14 protein-coding genes are annotated in these 14899 nt (G+C 68.0%); 13 read left to right on the forward strand and 1 reads right to left on the reverse strand.

All coding sequences use genetic code 11. The features are described 5' to 3' along the window. Positions 1 to 5: 5 nt before the first annotated feature. From ACM2ZB_RS08940 to ACM2ZB_RS08995, 12 genes are all read left to right on the forward strand, one after another. Positions 6 to 452, forward strand: coding sequence for a GNAT family N-acetyltransferase (locus tag ACM2ZB_RS08940; protein ID WP_416058218.1), 447 nt, complete (start codon positions 6 to 8; stop codon positions 450 to 452). A gap of 177 nt (positions 453 to 629) precedes the next feature. Next, on the forward strand, positions 630 to 2321 hold the full coding sequence (mqo, locus tag ACM2ZB_RS08945; RefSeq protein WP_416058219.1) for a malate dehydrogenase (quinone): 1692 nt from the start codon (positions 630 to 632) through the stop codon (positions 2319 to 2321). Positions 2322 to 2655: 334 nt separating this feature from the next. Beyond that, on the forward strand, positions 2656 to 4851 hold the full coding sequence (locus ACM2ZB_RS08950; protein WP_416058220.1) for a TonB-dependent siderophore receptor: 2196 nt from the start codon (positions 2656 to 2658) through the stop codon (positions 4849 to 4851). 228 nt (positions 4852 to 5079) lie between these two features. After that, positions 5080 to 6723, forward strand: a complete 1644-nt coding sequence (gene mdcA / locus ACM2ZB_RS08955) for a malonate decarboxylase subunit alpha (RefSeq protein ID WP_416058221.1) — start codon at positions 5080 to 5082, stop codon at positions 6721 to 6723. Between the two features lie 10 nt (positions 6724 to 6733). Continuing rightward, a complete protein-coding gene (gene mdcC / locus ACM2ZB_RS08960; protein ID WP_308155185.1) occupies positions 6734 to 7054 on the forward strand; it encodes a malonate decarboxylase acyl carrier protein in 321 nt (106 codons plus the stop codon). Next, positions 7051 to 7959, forward strand: coding sequence for a biotin-independent malonate decarboxylase subunit beta (locus ACM2ZB_RS08965; RefSeq protein ID WP_416058222.1), 909 nt, complete (start codon positions 7051 to 7053; stop codon positions 7957 to 7959). The genes mdcC and ACM2ZB_RS08965 overlap by 4 nt, the downstream gene beginning before the upstream one ends. After that, entirely contained in the window at positions 7956 to 8666 is a 711-nt protein-coding gene (gene mdcE / locus ACM2ZB_RS08970; RefSeq protein ID WP_416058223.1) for a biotin-independent malonate decarboxylase subunit gamma, read from the forward strand. Before ACM2ZB_RS08965 ends, mdcE begins: the two co-directional genes overlap by 4 nt. Then, positions 8659 to 9300: a malonate decarboxylase holo-[acyl-carrier-protein] synthase gene (gene mdcG, locus ACM2ZB_RS08975; protein WP_416058224.1), complete on the forward strand. Its 642-nt coding sequence runs from the start codon at positions 8659 to 8661 to the stop codon at positions 9298 to 9300. Before mdcE ends, mdcG begins: the two co-directional genes overlap by 8 nt. Continuing rightward, positions 9297 to 10154 carry a triphosphoribosyl-dephospho-CoA synthase MdcB gene (gene mdcB / locus ACM2ZB_RS08980; RefSeq protein WP_416058225.1) on the forward strand — a complete coding sequence of 286 codons (858 nt, stop codon included), beginning with the start codon at positions 9297 to 9299 and terminating at the stop codon, positions 10152 to 10154. The genes mdcG and mdcB overlap by 4 nt, the downstream gene beginning before the upstream one ends. Continuing rightward, entirely contained in the window at positions 10151 to 11071 is a 921-nt protein-coding gene (mdcH, locus tag ACM2ZB_RS08985) for a malonate decarboxylase subunit epsilon (RefSeq protein WP_416058226.1), read from the forward strand. The genes mdcB and mdcH overlap by 4 nt, the downstream gene beginning before the upstream one ends. A 104-nt stretch (positions 11072 to 11175) precedes the next feature. Next, on the forward strand, positions 11176 to 12543 hold the full coding sequence (locus tag ACM2ZB_RS08990) for an SLC13 family permease (RefSeq protein WP_416058227.1): 1368 nt from the start codon (positions 11176 to 11178) through the stop codon (positions 12541 to 12543). Positions 12544 to 12648: 105 nt separating this feature from the next. Then, complete coding sequence (locus ACM2ZB_RS08995) at positions 12649 to 13368, forward strand: GntR family transcriptional regulator (RefSeq protein WP_416058228.1); 720 nt, start codon at positions 12649 to 12651, stop codon at positions 13366 to 13368. A 93-nt stretch (positions 13369 to 13461) separates the two neighbouring features. Here ACM2ZB_RS08995 and ACM2ZB_RS09000 read toward each other — a convergent pair whose 3' ends face one another. Beyond that, entirely contained in the window at positions 13462 to 13788 is a 327-nt protein-coding gene (locus ACM2ZB_RS09000; protein ID WP_416058229.1) for a hypothetical protein, read from the reverse strand. Between the two features lie 160 nt (positions 13789 to 13948). On the opposite strand from ACM2ZB_RS09000, the gene ACM2ZB_RS09005 reads away from it, so the two are divergent. Beyond that, positions 13949 to 14896, forward strand: coding sequence for a nucleoside hydrolase (locus ACM2ZB_RS09005; RefSeq protein ID WP_416058230.1), 948 nt, complete (start codon positions 13949 to 13951; stop codon positions 14894 to 14896). Positions 14897 to 14899: the final 3 nt, after the last annotated feature.

The following is a 14899-nucleotide window of genomic DNA, read 5'->3' on the forward strand; positions in this document are numbered from 1 at the left end:
CATGCATGACGATCCACTACCGCTCCGCCCTTCCCGCTGATGCGGCCACCTGCATCCACCTGCGCGGGCGCACGCGCGAGAACGCTTTCAGCGCGGCACAGCTGGCCGAGCTGGGCATCACCGCGGAAAGCTGGGCGGCGGGTATCGCCGAAGGCGATTTCATCGGTCGCATCGCCGAGGACAACGCGACGGTGGTCGGCTACGGTTTCGCCGACCGCGACAGTGGCGAGGTGCTGGTGCTGGCCCTGCTGCCGGACTACGAGGGCCGTGGCATCGGCCGCCAACTGCTGCAGGAGGTGGTGGCCCTGGCACGCGATGCCGGCCACGGCCGCCTGTTCCTGGCCTGCTCGGCCGATCCGCGGTCGCGCTCGCATGGCTTCTATCGCCATCTGGGCTGGCAGCCCACCGGCGAAGTGGATGAGGCCGGCGACGAGATTCTCGAGCTGGTCTGAACGTGTGAAGGCGCCGGGCATGGCCCGGCGCTACCGGCGGGGCAGGATGCTGCATTGCATCAAAATCGGACCGGATCGGGTTAAAATCGCGCCAGGTTGCTGCAAGGCATTGTTTCTTCACGCCATTTGCCGTCACGGCGCGCATCCTGCCCCCTTCCCCACGCCCAAGTCATTCCCATGAAGAAATTTGGCAAGGCTCTTCTCGCCCTGCTCGTGCTGCTGTTGCTGGCCGCCGCGCTGTTCCTGTACTGGCCGCTGACCCAGCGCTCGGTGCCCGCCGCCAGCAACGACAAGCCGGTCGACGTCGTCCTGGTCGGCGCCGGCATCATGAGCATCACCCTGGCCACCTACCTGCAGGAACTGCAGCCGGACTGGAACATCCAGGTCTACGAGCGGCTGGACACCGTGGCCGGCGAAAGCTCGGACGGCTGGAACAATGCCGGCACCGGCCATTCGGCGTTCGCCGAACTGAACTACACCCCGGAACTGCCCGATGGCAGCATCGAGACCAAGCGCGCGGTCGGCATTGCCGAATCGTTCGAGGTCTCGCGCCAGTTCTGGTCGCACCAGGTGAAGGAAGGCCGGCTGAGCCAGCCCAGCGACTTCATCAACCCGACCCCGCACATGAGCTTCGTCTGGGGCGATGACAACATTGCCTACCTGCACAAGCGCCAGCAGGCGCTGGTGAAGAACCCGCTGTTCTACGGCATGCAGTACTCGGAAGATCCGGCGCAGATCAAGCAGTGGGCCCCGCTGCTGATGGAAGGTCGCGACCCGAAGCAGAAGGTCGCTGCCACCTGGATGCCGCTGGGTACGGACGTCAACTTCGGCGTCATCACCCGCCAGCTGGCCACGGGCCTGCAGCGCAGCCCGAACTTCGGCCTGCACCTGAACCATGAAGTGCGTGCACTGCGGCAGAACGCCGACAAGAGCTGGAACGTGACGGTGAAGGACCTCAAGGCCGGCACCGAGACCACCACCCACGCGCGCTTCGTGTTCATCGGTGCCGGTGGCGCCGCGCTGAAGCTGCTGCAGATGTCCGGCATTCCGGAATCGAAGGACTACGCCGGCTTCCCGGTGGGTGGCCAGTTCCTCGCCTTCCAGGGCCAGGACGTGACCTCGCGCCACGGCGTGAAGGCCTACGGCATGGCCGAGACCGGTTCGCCGCCGATGTCGGTGCCGCACCTGGATGCGCGCAAGCTGGACGGCAAGCCGGTGGTCCTGTTCGGGCCGTTCGCGCTGTACAGCACCAAGTTCCTCAAGCACGGCTCGTGGTGGGACCTGTATTCGTCGGTCAACCACAACAACGTCGCGCCGATGCTGGAAGTGGGCAAGGACAACCTGGACCTGGTGCAGTACCTGATGGGCCAGGCACGCCTGAACGATGCTGACCGCCAGGCCGAACTGGTCAAGTACTTCCCCAATGCCAAGCCTGGCGACTGGAAGCTGGTGACCGCCGGCCAGCGCGTGCAGATCATCAAGCGCGACCCGCTGAAGGGCCCGGTGCTGCAGTTCGGTACCGAGATCGTGACCGACAAGGACCACACCCTGGCCGCCCTGCTGGGTGCGTCGCCGGGCGCGTCCACCTCGCCGCCGATCATGCTGGACCTGATGGCCAAGGCCTTCCCGGAACAGATGAAGGCCGGCTGGGAAACGCGTCTGCGCGAGATCGTGCCCTCGTACGGCCGCAAGCTCAACGAGAGCGCCGCGCTGACCAACGAGATCCGCACGCTGACCAGCCAGACCCTGCACCTGCCCTACCTGGAGGTGCCGCTGGAGAACGGGGCCGCGACGCCGGCACTGGCGCCGGCCGCTGCACCGGCCGCGCCGGAAAAGCGCAACGCCAACGAGGAACTGCAGGCGCTGTAAGCCCGTGCTTACCTGCTGCACTCGGACGGCCACCTTCGGGTGGCCGTTCGCGTTTGTGGGTTCCGGGGGCCGGGGTCAGAGCCCTTGGCCGGGGCAAAGGGATCCGACCCCGGGGTCGGATCCCTGCGCCGCAGGCGCAGGGCTCTGACCCCTTCCGGATACGCAAACACCATCGCCCCGTGTCACGAATTGTAATGTTGTTAAGAACGATTTACATTTGCGTCCCGCACGACGCACGCACGCCTCCCAGATGGATCTGAACCCACCCGCTGCCGCCGCCGGGTGCTGGTCGATGGCTGCTGCCCTCCCCCTCTCAACGTCCCCCGAGCCCTCCATGTCCCTGCCTACCCGCTTGTCCCTGCCCCGCCGTGCGCTGCTGCCGGCCGCCCTGCTGTCCTGCCTGGCCGCGGCGGCGCCCGCCGCATCGGCCGCCGACACCGGCGCCGATGCCTCCGACGCCAAGACCCTGGATCGGGTGAGCGTGCGCGCCGAGCAGTCCGCGCCGCCGTCCAGCACCACCCGCCTGCCGATCACCCTGCAGGAAACGCCGCAGTCCTCCACGGTCATCAGCCTGCAGCGCATGCAGGACGAATCGCTGTTCAGCATCAACGACGTGATGCGCAACGTCACCGGCGTCAGCGTGTCCTTCTACGACACGCAGCGCCCGCTGTACTACGCGCGCGGCTTTGCCATCACCGATTTCCAGGTGGACGGCATCCCCACCTACAGCGGTTCGACCAACCAGGAATACGACACCGCCTTCTACGATCGCGTGGAAGTGATCCGCGGCGCCAACGGCCTGCTCAGCGGTGCCGGCGTGCCGTCGGCCACGGTGAACCTGCTGCGCAAGCGCCCCGGCAAGGAATTCGACGCCGCGTTCTCGGTCAGCGCCGGCAGCTGGGATTACCGGCGCATGGAAGCGGACGTGACCGCGCCGCTCACCGCCGACGGCCGCTTCCGCAGCCGAGTGGTGGCCGCCTATACCGATCGTGATTTCTATTACGACCGCTACAAGGAAAACAAGATGGCCGGCATGGCCGTGCTGGAAGGCGACGTGACCGACAGCACCACGGTCACCGTCGGCTACCAGACCCAGGACAACAACCCCGTGGGTTCGACCTGGGGCACCGTGCCGTTCTTCGACAGCCAGGGCAACTTCGCCCACCTGCCGCGCTCGACCAACCTGTCGCCGAAGTGGAGCTACTGGCAGCGCGAAACCAGCACCGTGTTCGCCAACCTGGAACAGCGCTTCGGTGACGACTGGCTGCTGAAGGTCAACACGTCCTACACCCGCGGCAACGTGCAGAACGTGCGCCTGTACGGCACCGGCAACCCGAACCCGGTGGACGGCTCGGGCATCTTCCTGCGCGCCGCCGCCGGCGATGCGGAAGACACCCGCCGCAACGTCGATGCCTACCTGACCGGCACCTTCAGCCTGTGGGGCCAGGAACACGATGTGACCCTGGGCACGCAGTGGTCGGACCTGGAAGCCACCACCCACACCACCACCCTCAACTTCCCCAGCGACTGGGCGCGCTGTGGCAACGACCGCTGCTACTACATCCCGAACGTCTACAACTGGAACGGCGACATTTCCGAGGTGACCTACACCCGTACCGGTGCGCGCCGTTTGGCCAAGACCACGCAGAGCGGCGTGTACCTGGCCACCCGCCTGCGCCTGGCCGATCCGCTGGCGCTGATTGCCGGCGCACGCCTGAGCCGCTGGGAAACCCGCACCCGCGCCTACAACGCGGCCGGCACGTATACCGGCACCAGCGGCGCCTACAAGGTCAGCGATGAAGTGACCCCGTATGTGGGCCTGGTCTACGACATCACCCCGGCTGTGTCGGTGTATGCCAGCTACACCGAGATCTTCAACCCGCAGAACTTCAAGGACAGGAACGAGAACCTGCTGGCACCGGTGCAGGGTTCGAACCTGGAAGCGGGCATCAAGACGCAGTGGCTGGATGGCCGCCTGACCGCCAATGCGGCGGTGTTCGAAGCCAAGCAGGACAACTACGCGGTGCGTGACATGAGCGTGCCGGACGGCTCACTCAGCGATGGCAGCTCGGCCTACATCGGCGTGAACGGCACCAAGGCACGCGGCTGGGAAATGGACATCAACGGCGAGATCCTGCCGGGCTGGACGGTCAATGCCGGCTACACCCACGTCAAGGTGACCCGTGCCGCGACCGACCTGCTGTATGCCAACCCGGCCGAGGACCTGCTGCAGCTGAACACCCAGGTGCGCCTGCCCGGCGTGCTGGAGCGCCTGAGCGTGGGTGCCGGCGTGCAGTGGCAGAGCAAGGTGCAGGGCTACAACATCGTCTACCCGCTGGGCGGCACTGTGACGGTGAACCAGCCGGCGTACGCGCTGGTGCAGTTCAACGCCAACTACCGCATCAGCGACAACTGGACGGCCACGCTGAGCGTGCGCAACGCGCTGGACAAGACCTACTGGGCGAACCTGGACTACAACAACTACGGCGATCCGCGCTTTGTGGCGGCCAGCCTGCGCTGGAAGTTCTAAGGCCGCCGGATGCCCGGGGTCGGAGCCCTTTCCGCAGGAAAGGGCGCTGGCCCCCTCCCGGGGCTCCATCCACGCATGGCGTGGATCTACTGTGGGTGCCGACCGTTGGTCGGCACACGACCTGAATGGGCCCGCCTGCGTGCGGGCCCTTTTTTTTGCTGCGCTGCGGGTTGCATACGCCACCGTAATTATGCCGTAATTATTCCAACGCCAATCGGAAGCCGGTCGATGAACCCGAGCTGGGACACGTTGGAACGCAGCCGCCAGGCCCGCCTGGAACGGGCAGCGCCTTGGGCCCGGGGCCGCGAAGTCGCCGCCGCCGATGTGGGCGAGCTGCTGCACGCGCTGCTGGAGCCGGGCGACAAGGTCTGCCTGGAGGGCAACAACCAGAAGCAGGCCGACTTCCTGGCCCAGGCGCTGGCCGATCTGGACCCGGCACGGGTGCACGACCTGCACATGGTGCAGTCGGTGCTGTCCCTGCCCTCGCATCTGGATGTGTTCGAGCGCGGCATCGCGTCCAAGCTGGACTTCTCGTTCTCCGGCCCGCAGTCGGTGCGGCTGGCCAACCTGGTGGCCGAAGGGCGCATCCAGATCGGTGCCATCCACACCTACCTGGAACTGTTCGGCCGCTACTTCATCGACCTGACCCCGCGCGTGGCGCTGGTCGCCGCGCAGGCCGCCGACCGCCACGGCAACCTTTACACCGGCCCGAACACCGAAGACACGCCGGTGATCGTCGAGGCCACCGCCTTCGGTGGCGGCATCGTCATCGCCCAGGTCAACGAAATCGTCGACACCCTCCCCCGCGTCGATATCCCCGCTGACTGGGTCAACTTCGTGGTGCAGGCACCGCGCCCGAACCACATCGAACCGCTGTTCACCCGTGATCCGGCGCAGATTTCCGAGATCCAGGTGCTGATGGCGATGATGGCCATCAAGGGCATCTATGCCGAGTACGGCGTGAACCGCCTGAACCACGGCATCGGCTTTGACACTGCAGCCATCGAACTGCTGCTGCCCACCTATGCAGAATCGCTGGGGCTGAAGGGAAAGATCTGCCAGCACTGGGCGCTGAATCCGCACCCCGCGCTGATTCCGGCGATCGAATCGGGCTTCGTCAAATCGGTGCACTCGTTCGGTTCGGAACTGGGCATGGAGAAGTACATCGCCGCCCGTGGCGATGTGTTCTTCACCGGCGCCGACGGCTCGATGCGCTCCAACCGCGCGTTCTCGCAGACCGCCGGCCTGTATGCCTGCGACATGTTCATCGGCTCCACCCTGCAGATCGACCTGCAGGGCAACAGTTCCACCGCCACCCGCGACCGCATCGCCGGCTTCGGCGGTGCACCGAACATGGGCTCGGATGCACGCGGCCGCCGCCACGCCAGCGATGCCTGGATCAAGGCCGGCCAGCAGGCCGCACGGCCGGGCGAAATGCCGCGCGGGCGCAAGCTGGTGGTGCAGATGGTGGAAACCTTCCGCGAGCACATGGCACCGGCCTTCGTTGAACGACTGGATGCCTGGGAACTGGCCGAGCGCGCGGACATGCCACTGCCGCCGGTGATGATCTACGGCGACGACGTCAGCCATGTGCTGACCGAGGAAGGCATCGCCAACCTGCTGCTGTGCCGCACGCCGGAGGAACGCGAACAGGCGATCCGCGGCGTCTCCGGCTATACCGCCGTCGGCCTGGGCCGCGACCGCGCGATGGTGGAAAACCTGCGCGACCGCGGCGTGATCCGGCGCCCTGAAGACCTCGGCATCTCGCCGCGCGACGCCAGCCGTGACCTGCTGGCCGCGCGTTCGGTGAAGGACCTGGTGCGCTGGTCCGGCGGCCTGTACGACCCGCCCAAGCGCTTCCGCAACTGGTAAGGGACTGAGCATGGAAACCCTCGACTATCGATTCGACGGCCGCACCCCCGTGCAGTTCCCGCGCGATGCGGTGCTGGTGGGCGTACTCGCCTCGGGCAACCTGGAAATCCTGCTGGAGCCCGCCGCGCTGGACGGTGCGATGACGGTGCGCATCATCACCGCCGCGCAGGGCTTCGGCACCATCTGGCAGGCGGTGATCGCCGATTTCGCCCAGCGCCATCCGCTGCGCGATGTGCGCGTCTCGATCAATGATGCGGGAGCGACCCCGGCCGTGGTCAGCCTGCGCCTGGACCAGGCCGTGGAAACCCTGCTGGCCGGAGGCACGCCATGACCCACGTGCAACGCCACAGCTATTACGAAGCCGATGCACGCGAACGCATCGCCGGTCTGGTCGATGCCGGTTCGTTCCGCGAGTTCCTTGGCCCCGCGCGGCGGATGATGAGCCCGCACCTGGCCCAGCTGGACCAGCCGGCCGCATTCGACGATGGCATCGTGGTGGGCGAAGCCCTGCTGCGCGGCAAGCGCGTGCTGCTGGCCGCGCAGCAGGGTGAATTCATGGGCGGCGGTGTGGGTGAGGTGCATGGCGCCAAGCTGACCGGCCTGCTGCGCCGCGCCGCGCAGACACGCCCCGATGGCGTACTGCTGCTGCTGGACACCGGCGGCGTGCGCCTGCACGAAGCCAATGCCGGCCTGATCGCGATTTCCGAGATCATGCGCGCCACCCTGGGCGCGCGCGCGGCCGGCGTACCGGTGGTCGCCCTGATCGGCAGTGGCAACGGCGCGTTCGGCGGCATGGGCATCGTCGCCCGCTGCTGCACCACGGTGATCATGTCCGAGGAAGGCCGGCTGTCACTGTCCGGCCCGGAAGTTATCGAGACCGTGCGTGGAGTGGAAGAATTCGATTCGCGCGACCGTGCCTTGGTCTGGCGCGTGACCGGCGGCAAGCACCGCTACCTGATCGACCAGGCCCAGGTGCTGGTACCCGATGCCATCGAAGCGTTCGCGCTGGCCGCACATGAAGCGCTGCAGCCGGACACCACAAGCACCGACACCGATGCAGCGCTGACCGCGCTGCAGGAGCGCCATTCAGCATTGAAGGCACGCGTGCAGGCCTGGGGCGACTGCCGCGATGGCCTGGAGATCTGGACCCGCCAGGGCATCGCCGAGCCCGAGCGCCTGCCGCTGCTGGACACCGATGCCTTCCTTGCCGCCACCGCCGATCGGAGCCTGCCATGAGCGCCTCGCTGCAGTCCCTGCTCGATGCCCTGTTCCCGCGCGGCCACCGCATCGACATCCACGATTCGGTGCTGACCGGCACGGCCACCACCGAAGATGGCGAAGTGACGGTGATCGGCACCACCGACCGCATCGAGGTCGGCGTCGACCACGCGCTGGCGCTGGCCGACACCGTGCTGGCCAGCACCGCCACCCACCCGCAGCGGCCGATCGTGATGCTGGCCGACACCGCCGGCCAGCGCCTGGCCCGTCGCGATGAACTGCTGGGCATCAATGGCTACTTTGCGCACCTGGCGCAGACCCTCGATCTGGCCCGCCGCCGTGGCGCACGCCTGGTGACGCTGGTGTACGGCGAATCAGTCAGCGGCGGCTTCCTGTCCTTTGGCCTGATGGCCGACCACATCCATGCCCTGCCCGATGCACAGGTGCGGGTGATGGACCTGCGCGCGATGGCGCGGGTGACCAAGCAACCGCTGGAAAAACTGCAGGCGCTGAGCCAGACCTCGCCGGTGTTCGCCCCGGGCGTGGCCAACTACGTGGCGATGGGCGCGGTCGAATCGCTGTGGCAGGGAAACCTCGCCCACGACCTGCTGCAGGCCCTGCGCACGCCCAGCCCAGGCGACCTGCGGGCCGCACGCGGCGCCGAGCGTGGTGGCCGTGCCCTGGCGGCCGATGTCTGCACTACGGTGGCCCACGGCGATGCCTGACCGGCCCGCCCGCCACACGCTGGCCTGGCTGTCGGCCGATGCCGGCTGGCGGGCTGACGTGGCTACCCAGGAGCCGCGCCTGGCGGCGTGGTTCGCGCAGGGGCTGCCTGCCATGGTGGCGCGGCGTGCGGTGGATGACCCCGACCCGCGCCTGCGCCTGGGCGTGCCGCTGCCGCCCGGTGAGGGCAAGCAGCGGCTGGCACTGCGCGTGCCCCCGCAGGACGTTCTGCGGTTGCAGGCGCCACCTGCACTGGATGAGGTCCTCGCCGGCGGTGTTGCGACTGATTGGCAGGCACCGCTGCAGGCCATGCTGCGGCTTGCACCGGCCCGCGTGTTCGGCGCCTTCGCCTGGCAGCACCTGACCGGTCTGCCGTATGTGCACCCCCGTTCGGATGTCGACCTGCTATGGCAGGTAGATGATGCGCGCCAGGCCGACCTGCTGGTCGAGCGGCTGCGGCACTGGGAAAGCACGCACGGACAGCGCGTCGATGGCGAACTGTGCCTGGCCGATGGCGGCGGGGTGAACTGGCGCGAGTACGCCGGGCGCAGCCGCGAGGTCCTGGTGAAGCGCCTGGACGGCGCCGCGCTGGAAGCCCGCGACCGGCTGTTCGTTGCCACCGGAGTGGCCGCATGAGCGCCCTCGCCCAACGCCTGCCGTCCTGCCCGTCCGGCGTGGACAGCGCGCGGCTGGGGCGCCTGGCCATCGCCAGCCTGCATGCCGAACTGGCCTGTGCGCCCAAGCCGGGCCTGGTGACACCGTTCACCACCGGCAGCCATGACGACATGGATGCAGGCACTTTCCTGCGCAGCCTGTTCGCACTGCGCCACTACTTCACCGATGTGGCACGCGCCGGTGCGGCCGATGCGCCGTTCAGCACCCTGCGCGCGCACGGCATCGCCGCCGAAGCGGCCATGCTGCGCGCCACCGGCGGCATCAACACCCATCGCGGTGCGATCTTCAGCCTGGGCTTGCTGGTCGCGGCCGCGGCGCGCTGCCGGCACCTGCAGGGACAGGCCGTGTCCGGCGCGCAGGTCTGCCTGGCCGTGCAGCACTGGGCGGCAGACTTCGCCGGCGCGCCGCTGGATGCCGGCAGTCCGGGCCAGCGGGCCCGCGCGCGCCACGGTGTGCCCGGGGTACGCGAGCAGGCGGTCGCGGGCTACCCGCTGCTGCGCGAACTGGCCCTGCCGAGCCTGCGCCATGCGCTGGCCAGTGGCATGTCGCGCGACGCCGCGCTCTGCCAGACACTGATGCGCCTGGTCGCACAGGTGGACGATCTCAACCTGCTGCATCGCGGCGGCGCCGACGGCCTGCGCTGGGCACAACAGCAGGCGCAGGCCTTCCTGGATGCCGGCGGCAGCTTCGCACCCGGCTGGGACGCACGTCTGCACAGGATCGGCGAGAGATTCGTCGCCCGCCGCCTCAGCCCCGGCGGCAGTGCCGATCTGCTGGCCTGCAGCTGGTTCCTGCTGCAGCAGGAGGCCGCATGAGCCTTGCCCTGCTCTGCCCTGGGCAAGGTGCGCAGCATGCGGCCATGTTCGACCGCGTGCGTGCACTGCCCGCCGCAGGCGATGTCCTGGAGGCCGCCAGCGCGGTACTGGGACGCGATGTTCTCGTGGCCGCCGCCGATGACGCACGTTTCGACAATGCACTGGCGCAACCACTGCTGTGCGCGGCCAGCCTCGCGCACTGGCAAGGCCTGCGTGAACAGGTGCCTGTGCCGGTGGTGGTGGCCGGCTACAGCATCGGTGAACTGGCCGCGCATGCGGTTGCCGGCGGCCTCGATGCGAGCACTTGCCTGGTTCTGGCCGCGCAGCGCGCGCGGCTGATGGATGCTGCCACCCCTGCCGATGCGGGCATGCAGGCGGTACTGGGATTTGAACGGCACACGCTGCAGCCACTGTGTGATGCGCACGGCGTGCATGTGGCCATCGCCAACGGGCAGGACCATTTCATCGTGGGCGGCACGCACACCGCACTGCAGGCTCTGGCCGAAGCAGCGCGCGCACAGGGAGCGGAGATCCGTCCGCTGCCGGTGCATGTCCCCGCGCATACGCCGCTGCTGCACGCAGCTGTCGCACCGTTCGCCGCCGCACTCGATGCCTCGGTGCTGCAGGCCCCGCGCGTGCCGCTGCTGGCCGGCATCGATGCGCGCCCGGTGCGTGACCGCGCAGCTGCGGTGCACACGCTGTCGACGCAGCTGGAACAGACCATTGAATGGGCGCAGGTGATGCGCCAGGCCTTCGAGCGCGGCGCGCGGGTGTTCCTGCAGCTGGGCCCGGGCAATGCACTGGCGCGCATGGTCGCGCCGTCCTACCCGTGCTGCGAAGTGCGCGCGGTGGAAGAGTTCCAGAGGCTGGACGGCGCGGCGGCCTGGGTCCGCAGCGCGCTGGACCGGCTGCAGTAACGGGTTCGAGCAGTACGTATCACGCATCACGTTGTACGACGCCTTACCCCGGGATGGCGGGTCTCCATCCGAGCTGTACCCGAGTCACGTGTCTGGGAGGGCGCATGAGTCCACAAATCGCAACGATCATCGGCCTGGTGATCATGTTCATCGTCGCCACCGCCATGCCCATCAACATGGGTGCGGTGGCCTTCGCCCTTGCCTTCATCATCGGCGGCATTTTCGTCGACATGGGTGGCAAGGAAGTGCTGGCCGGCTTCCCGGGTGACCTGTTCCTGACCCTGGTCGGCATCACCTACCTGTTCGCCATCGCGCAGAAGAACGGCACCATCGACCTGCTGGTGCACTGGGCGGTGAAAGCGGTACGCGGCCACATCGTGGCCATTCCGTGGGTGATGTTCGTCATCACCGCCGTGCTGACCGCCTTTGGTGCGCTGGGCCCGGCCGCGGTGGCCATCATCGGCCCGGTCGCACTGCGTTTTGCCAAGCAGTACAACATCAACCCGTTGATGATGGGCCTGCTGGTGATCCACGGTGCGCAGGCCGGTGGTTTCTCGCCGATCAGCGTGTACGGCAGCATCACCAATGGCGTGGTGCAGAAGGCCGGCCTGGAAGTGACCGAGATGGCGGTGTTCCTGACCAGCCTCGGCTTCAACTTCATGATGGCGATCATCTGCTTCTTCGCCTTCGGTGGCATCGCCCTGCTGCGCCGTGGCTCGATCAGTGCGGCCGGCGGCGTCGGCACTGCGGATCTGGCGATGGCCGGCGGCCCGCAGGCGTCGTCGCGGCAGTTCGCGATCGAAGGCCATGGCGCGCTGGTCGCCGCTGGCGGCGGCACCCTGTCCAACGACCCGGCGGCGCTGGAAGCGGTGGGCTTCACCCGCGAGCGCCTGTTCACCCTGATCGGCCTGCTGGGCCTGGGCGTGGCCGCGCTGATCTACAACCTCAACGTGGGCCTGGTCTCGATCACCGTGGCGGTGGCGCTGGCGCTGCTGTCGCCGCAGAGCCAGAAGGGTGCGGTCGATGGCATCAGCTGGTCCACCGTCCTGCTGATCTGCGGCGTGGTGACCTACATCGGCGTGCTGGAACATGCCGGCGCGGTCGACTTCATCGGCCACGGCGTTTCCAGCATCGGCATTCCGCTGCTGGGTGCGCTGCTGGTCTGCTACGTGGGCGGCATCGTGTCGGCCTTCGCTTCGTCGGCCGCGGTGCTGGGCGCGACCATTCCGCTGGCGGTGCCGTTCCTGATGCAGGGCCATCTGGGTGCGGCCGGCGTGATCTGCGCGCTGGCAGTGTCGTCCACCATCGTCGATGTCAGCCCGTTCTCGACCAACGGCGCACTGGTGGTGGCCTCGGCCGCGAAGGAAGAACGCGAAACCCTGTTCCGCCGCTTCCTGGTCTACAGCGGCCTGGTGGTGGTGTTTGGCCCGCTGCTGGCCTGGCTGGTATTCGTGGTGCCGGGCTGGATGTAACCACCCAACGGTAGTGCCGGCCGCAGGCCGGCAATCTCATGAAGCCATCCAGCGATCATGGGTTGCCGGCCAGCGGCCGGCACTACCTGGCGGTACACTTCCTCCATGGCTATTGCCCCTGCCCCGCGGTCACCGAAGAAGCGCGCGCCTCTGTACGAAGAGGTGGCCGAGCATGTGCGCGAGCGCATCTACGATTACCGGCTGCCGCCGGGCGAGTGGATAGACGAACCGGCTCTGTGCGAAGAGCTCGGCATCAGCCGCACGCCGCTGCGCGAGGCGTTGAAGCTGCTGGCCGCCGAAGGCCTGGTGCAGATCGATGCCGGCCGTGGCGCACGGGTCACCCGGCTCACCCTGGAAGACCTGAACCAGCTGTTCCCGGTGATGGCGATGCTGGAAGGCCGCTGCGCACATGAAGCGGTCAAGCACATCGACGATGCCGGCGTGCAACACCTGGAAGAGCTGCACGCAGCGATGGAAGCGGCCGCAGCCGACGGCAACATCGCCGAGTACTACCGCAACAACTACCTGATCCACGAAACCGTGCAGCACTATGCCGGCAACCCGTGGCTGATCCGCATCACCCACGATCTGCACCGCATCCTGAAGATGCACCGCGGCCGCCAGTTGCTGACCCCGGGGCGAACCGCACAGTCGCTGGCCGAGCACCGCGAACTGATGGACTGCTTCCGCCGCCGCGACGCGCAGGCGGCAGGCAACACCATGGAACGCCACCTGCTCAGCCAGGGTCAGGCGCTGGCCGCCTATGTGGCCGCGGGCGGCCTGCTGAACGTGCCCGCGCCATTGCCGACCGAAGGCGGCGGCTGACGACGGCTGACCGCTGTTCTGTAGAGTCGAGCCATGCTCGACTGCTTTTCAAAGGCAGTCGAGCATGGCTCGACTCTACAAAACACCTGCGCCTCAATCGCCGCAGCTGCCACCATCGCCGCCACCGCTGTCACTGCTGCAGTCCGATCCGCCATGGCTGTGGCTGCTGTGGCTGTCACTGGAATAGCTGCCCGAGGAATCGTAGCTGCCACCGCCACTGCCATCGGCCCGGCTGCTGGACCCGTCGGCCGTGGCCGCGGCCATGCACAGGATCGCGCCGACCAGCGGCAGCAGCCAGACCAGCAGCAGCTGCACCGTCCGCCTGCCCACCGACACGTCGTCGCGCCGCACCACCACGTATGTGGCGACCAGGTTCAGGCCCAGCACCAGGGCAATCAGGACCAGGGTGACAACCAGCATGGCGCAGCTCCTTGCGCAGGGGGGTGGCGGCATTATGCCCCCGCCGTGTCCCCGGTTCGCCCTGCCTGTCATGAAGATGGGACAATGTAGGGCGCGCCGGCCCGGCCCCCCTGGGGCCCGCCGGCCCCCTTGCACCACACGGAAGAAGAAGAACAACAACATGCTGAAAGTCATTTTCGATACCGACCCGGGCGTCGACGACGCCCTGGCCCTGCTGTACCTGCACAAGCACCCGCAGATCGACCTGGTGGGCGTCACCACCACCTTCGGCAACGCGTCGGTGGATTCGACCACCCACAACGCGCTGTACCTGAAGCAGGCCTGGGGCTTTGCCGCCCCGGTCGCGCGCGGCGCCGCAGGCCCACTGCAGCCCGAAGCCACCCCGGAAGCCTGGCCGGTGCACATCCACGGCCACAACGGCCTGGGCAACCACCCGGTGCCGGCCGCGCTGGACGTGGCCGCCGATGCACGCCCGGCCCACCAGCTGATCATCGACCTGGTCCGCGCCCACCCGGGCGAGGTCACCTTGGTCGCGGTCGGCCGCATGACCAACCTGGCCCTGGCCCTGCAGCAGGCCCCGGACATCGCCGGCCTGGTGCGCGGCGTGGTCCTGATGGGCGGCGCTTTCCACGTCAACGGCAACATCACCCCGGCCGCCGAGGCCAACATCTGGGGCGACGCCGAAGCCGCGGACATCGTGTTCACCGCGCAGTGGCCGGTCACCGCCATCGGCCTGGACGTCACCACCCGCGTGGAAATGGACCGTAACGGCCTGGACAAGCTGGCTGCCATTGGCGGTGCCGACGCCGACCTGGTGCGCGCGCTCTCGCAGGACTACGTGGACTTCTACCTGCAGGCCGGGCACAAGGGCATGGTCGTGCATGACTGCTGCGCCTGCATCGCCCTGACCCGCCCGGAGCTGTTCCAGTTCGAGCGCGCCAGCGTGCGCGTGGCCACCGATGGCGTTGCCCGCGGCATGACCATCCCCAAGCCGGAAGGTCTGGCCTTCGGCCCCAGCGTGTGGGATGGCCACGTGCTGCAGTCGATCGCCATCGGCGTGGATGCACCGGCCGTGCTGGCCGACATCGAGCAGACCCTGAAGGTCTGATCG

Source organism: Stenotrophomonas maltophilia (assembly GCF_047782825.1).
Taxonomy (GTDB): domain Bacteria; phylum Pseudomonadota; class Gammaproteobacteria; order Xanthomonadales; family Xanthomonadaceae; genus Stenotrophomonas.

Coding starts and splice junctions, on each gene's coding strand:
- ACM2ZB_RS08940 (WP_416058218.1), top strand. CDS start 6: ATGACGATCCACTACCGCTCCGCCCTTCCCGCTGATGCGGCCACCTGC.
- mqo (WP_416058219.1), top strand. CDS start 630: ATGAAGAAATTTGGCAAGGCTCTTCTCGCCCTGCTCGTGCTGCTGTTG.
- ACM2ZB_RS08950 (WP_416058220.1), top strand. CDS start 2,656: ATGTCCCTGCCTACCCGCTTGTCCCTGCCCCGCCGTGCGCTGCTGCCG.
- mdcA (WP_416058221.1), top strand. CDS start 5,080: ATGAACCCGAGCTGGGACACGTTGGAACGCAGCCGCCAGGCCCGCCTG.
- mdcC (WP_308155185.1), top strand. CDS start 6,734: ATGGAAACCCTCGACTATCGATTCGACGGCCGCACCCCCGTGCAGTTC.
- ACM2ZB_RS08965 (WP_416058222.1), top strand. CDS start 7,051: ATGACCCACGTGCAACGCCACAGCTATTACGAAGCCGATGCACGCGAA.
- mdcE (WP_416058223.1), top strand. CDS start 7,956: ATGAGCGCCTCGCTGCAGTCCCTGCTCGATGCCCTGTTCCCGCGCGGC.
- mdcG (WP_416058224.1), top strand. CDS start 8,659: ATGCCTGACCGGCCCGCCCGCCACACGCTGGCCTGGCTGTCGGCCGAT.
- mdcB (WP_416058225.1), top strand. CDS start 9,297: ATGAGCGCCCTCGCCCAACGCCTGCCGTCCTGCCCGTCCGGCGTGGAC.
- mdcH (WP_416058226.1), top strand. CDS start 10,151: ATGAGCCTTGCCCTGCTCTGCCCTGGGCAAGGTGCGCAGCATGCGGCC.
- ACM2ZB_RS08990 (WP_416058227.1), top strand. CDS start 11,176: ATGAGTCCACAAATCGCAACGATCATCGGCCTGGTGATCATGTTCATC.
- ACM2ZB_RS08995 (WP_416058228.1), top strand. CDS start 12,649: ATGGCTATTGCCCCTGCCCCGCGGTCACCGAAGAAGCGCGCGCCTCTG.
- ACM2ZB_RS09000 (WP_416058229.1), bottom strand. CDS start 13,788: ATGCTGGTTGTCACCCTGGTCCTGATTGCCCTGGTGCTGGGCCTGAAC.
- ACM2ZB_RS09005 (WP_416058230.1), top strand. CDS start 13,949: ATGCTGAAAGTCATTTTCGATACCGACCCGGGCGTCGACGACGCCCTG.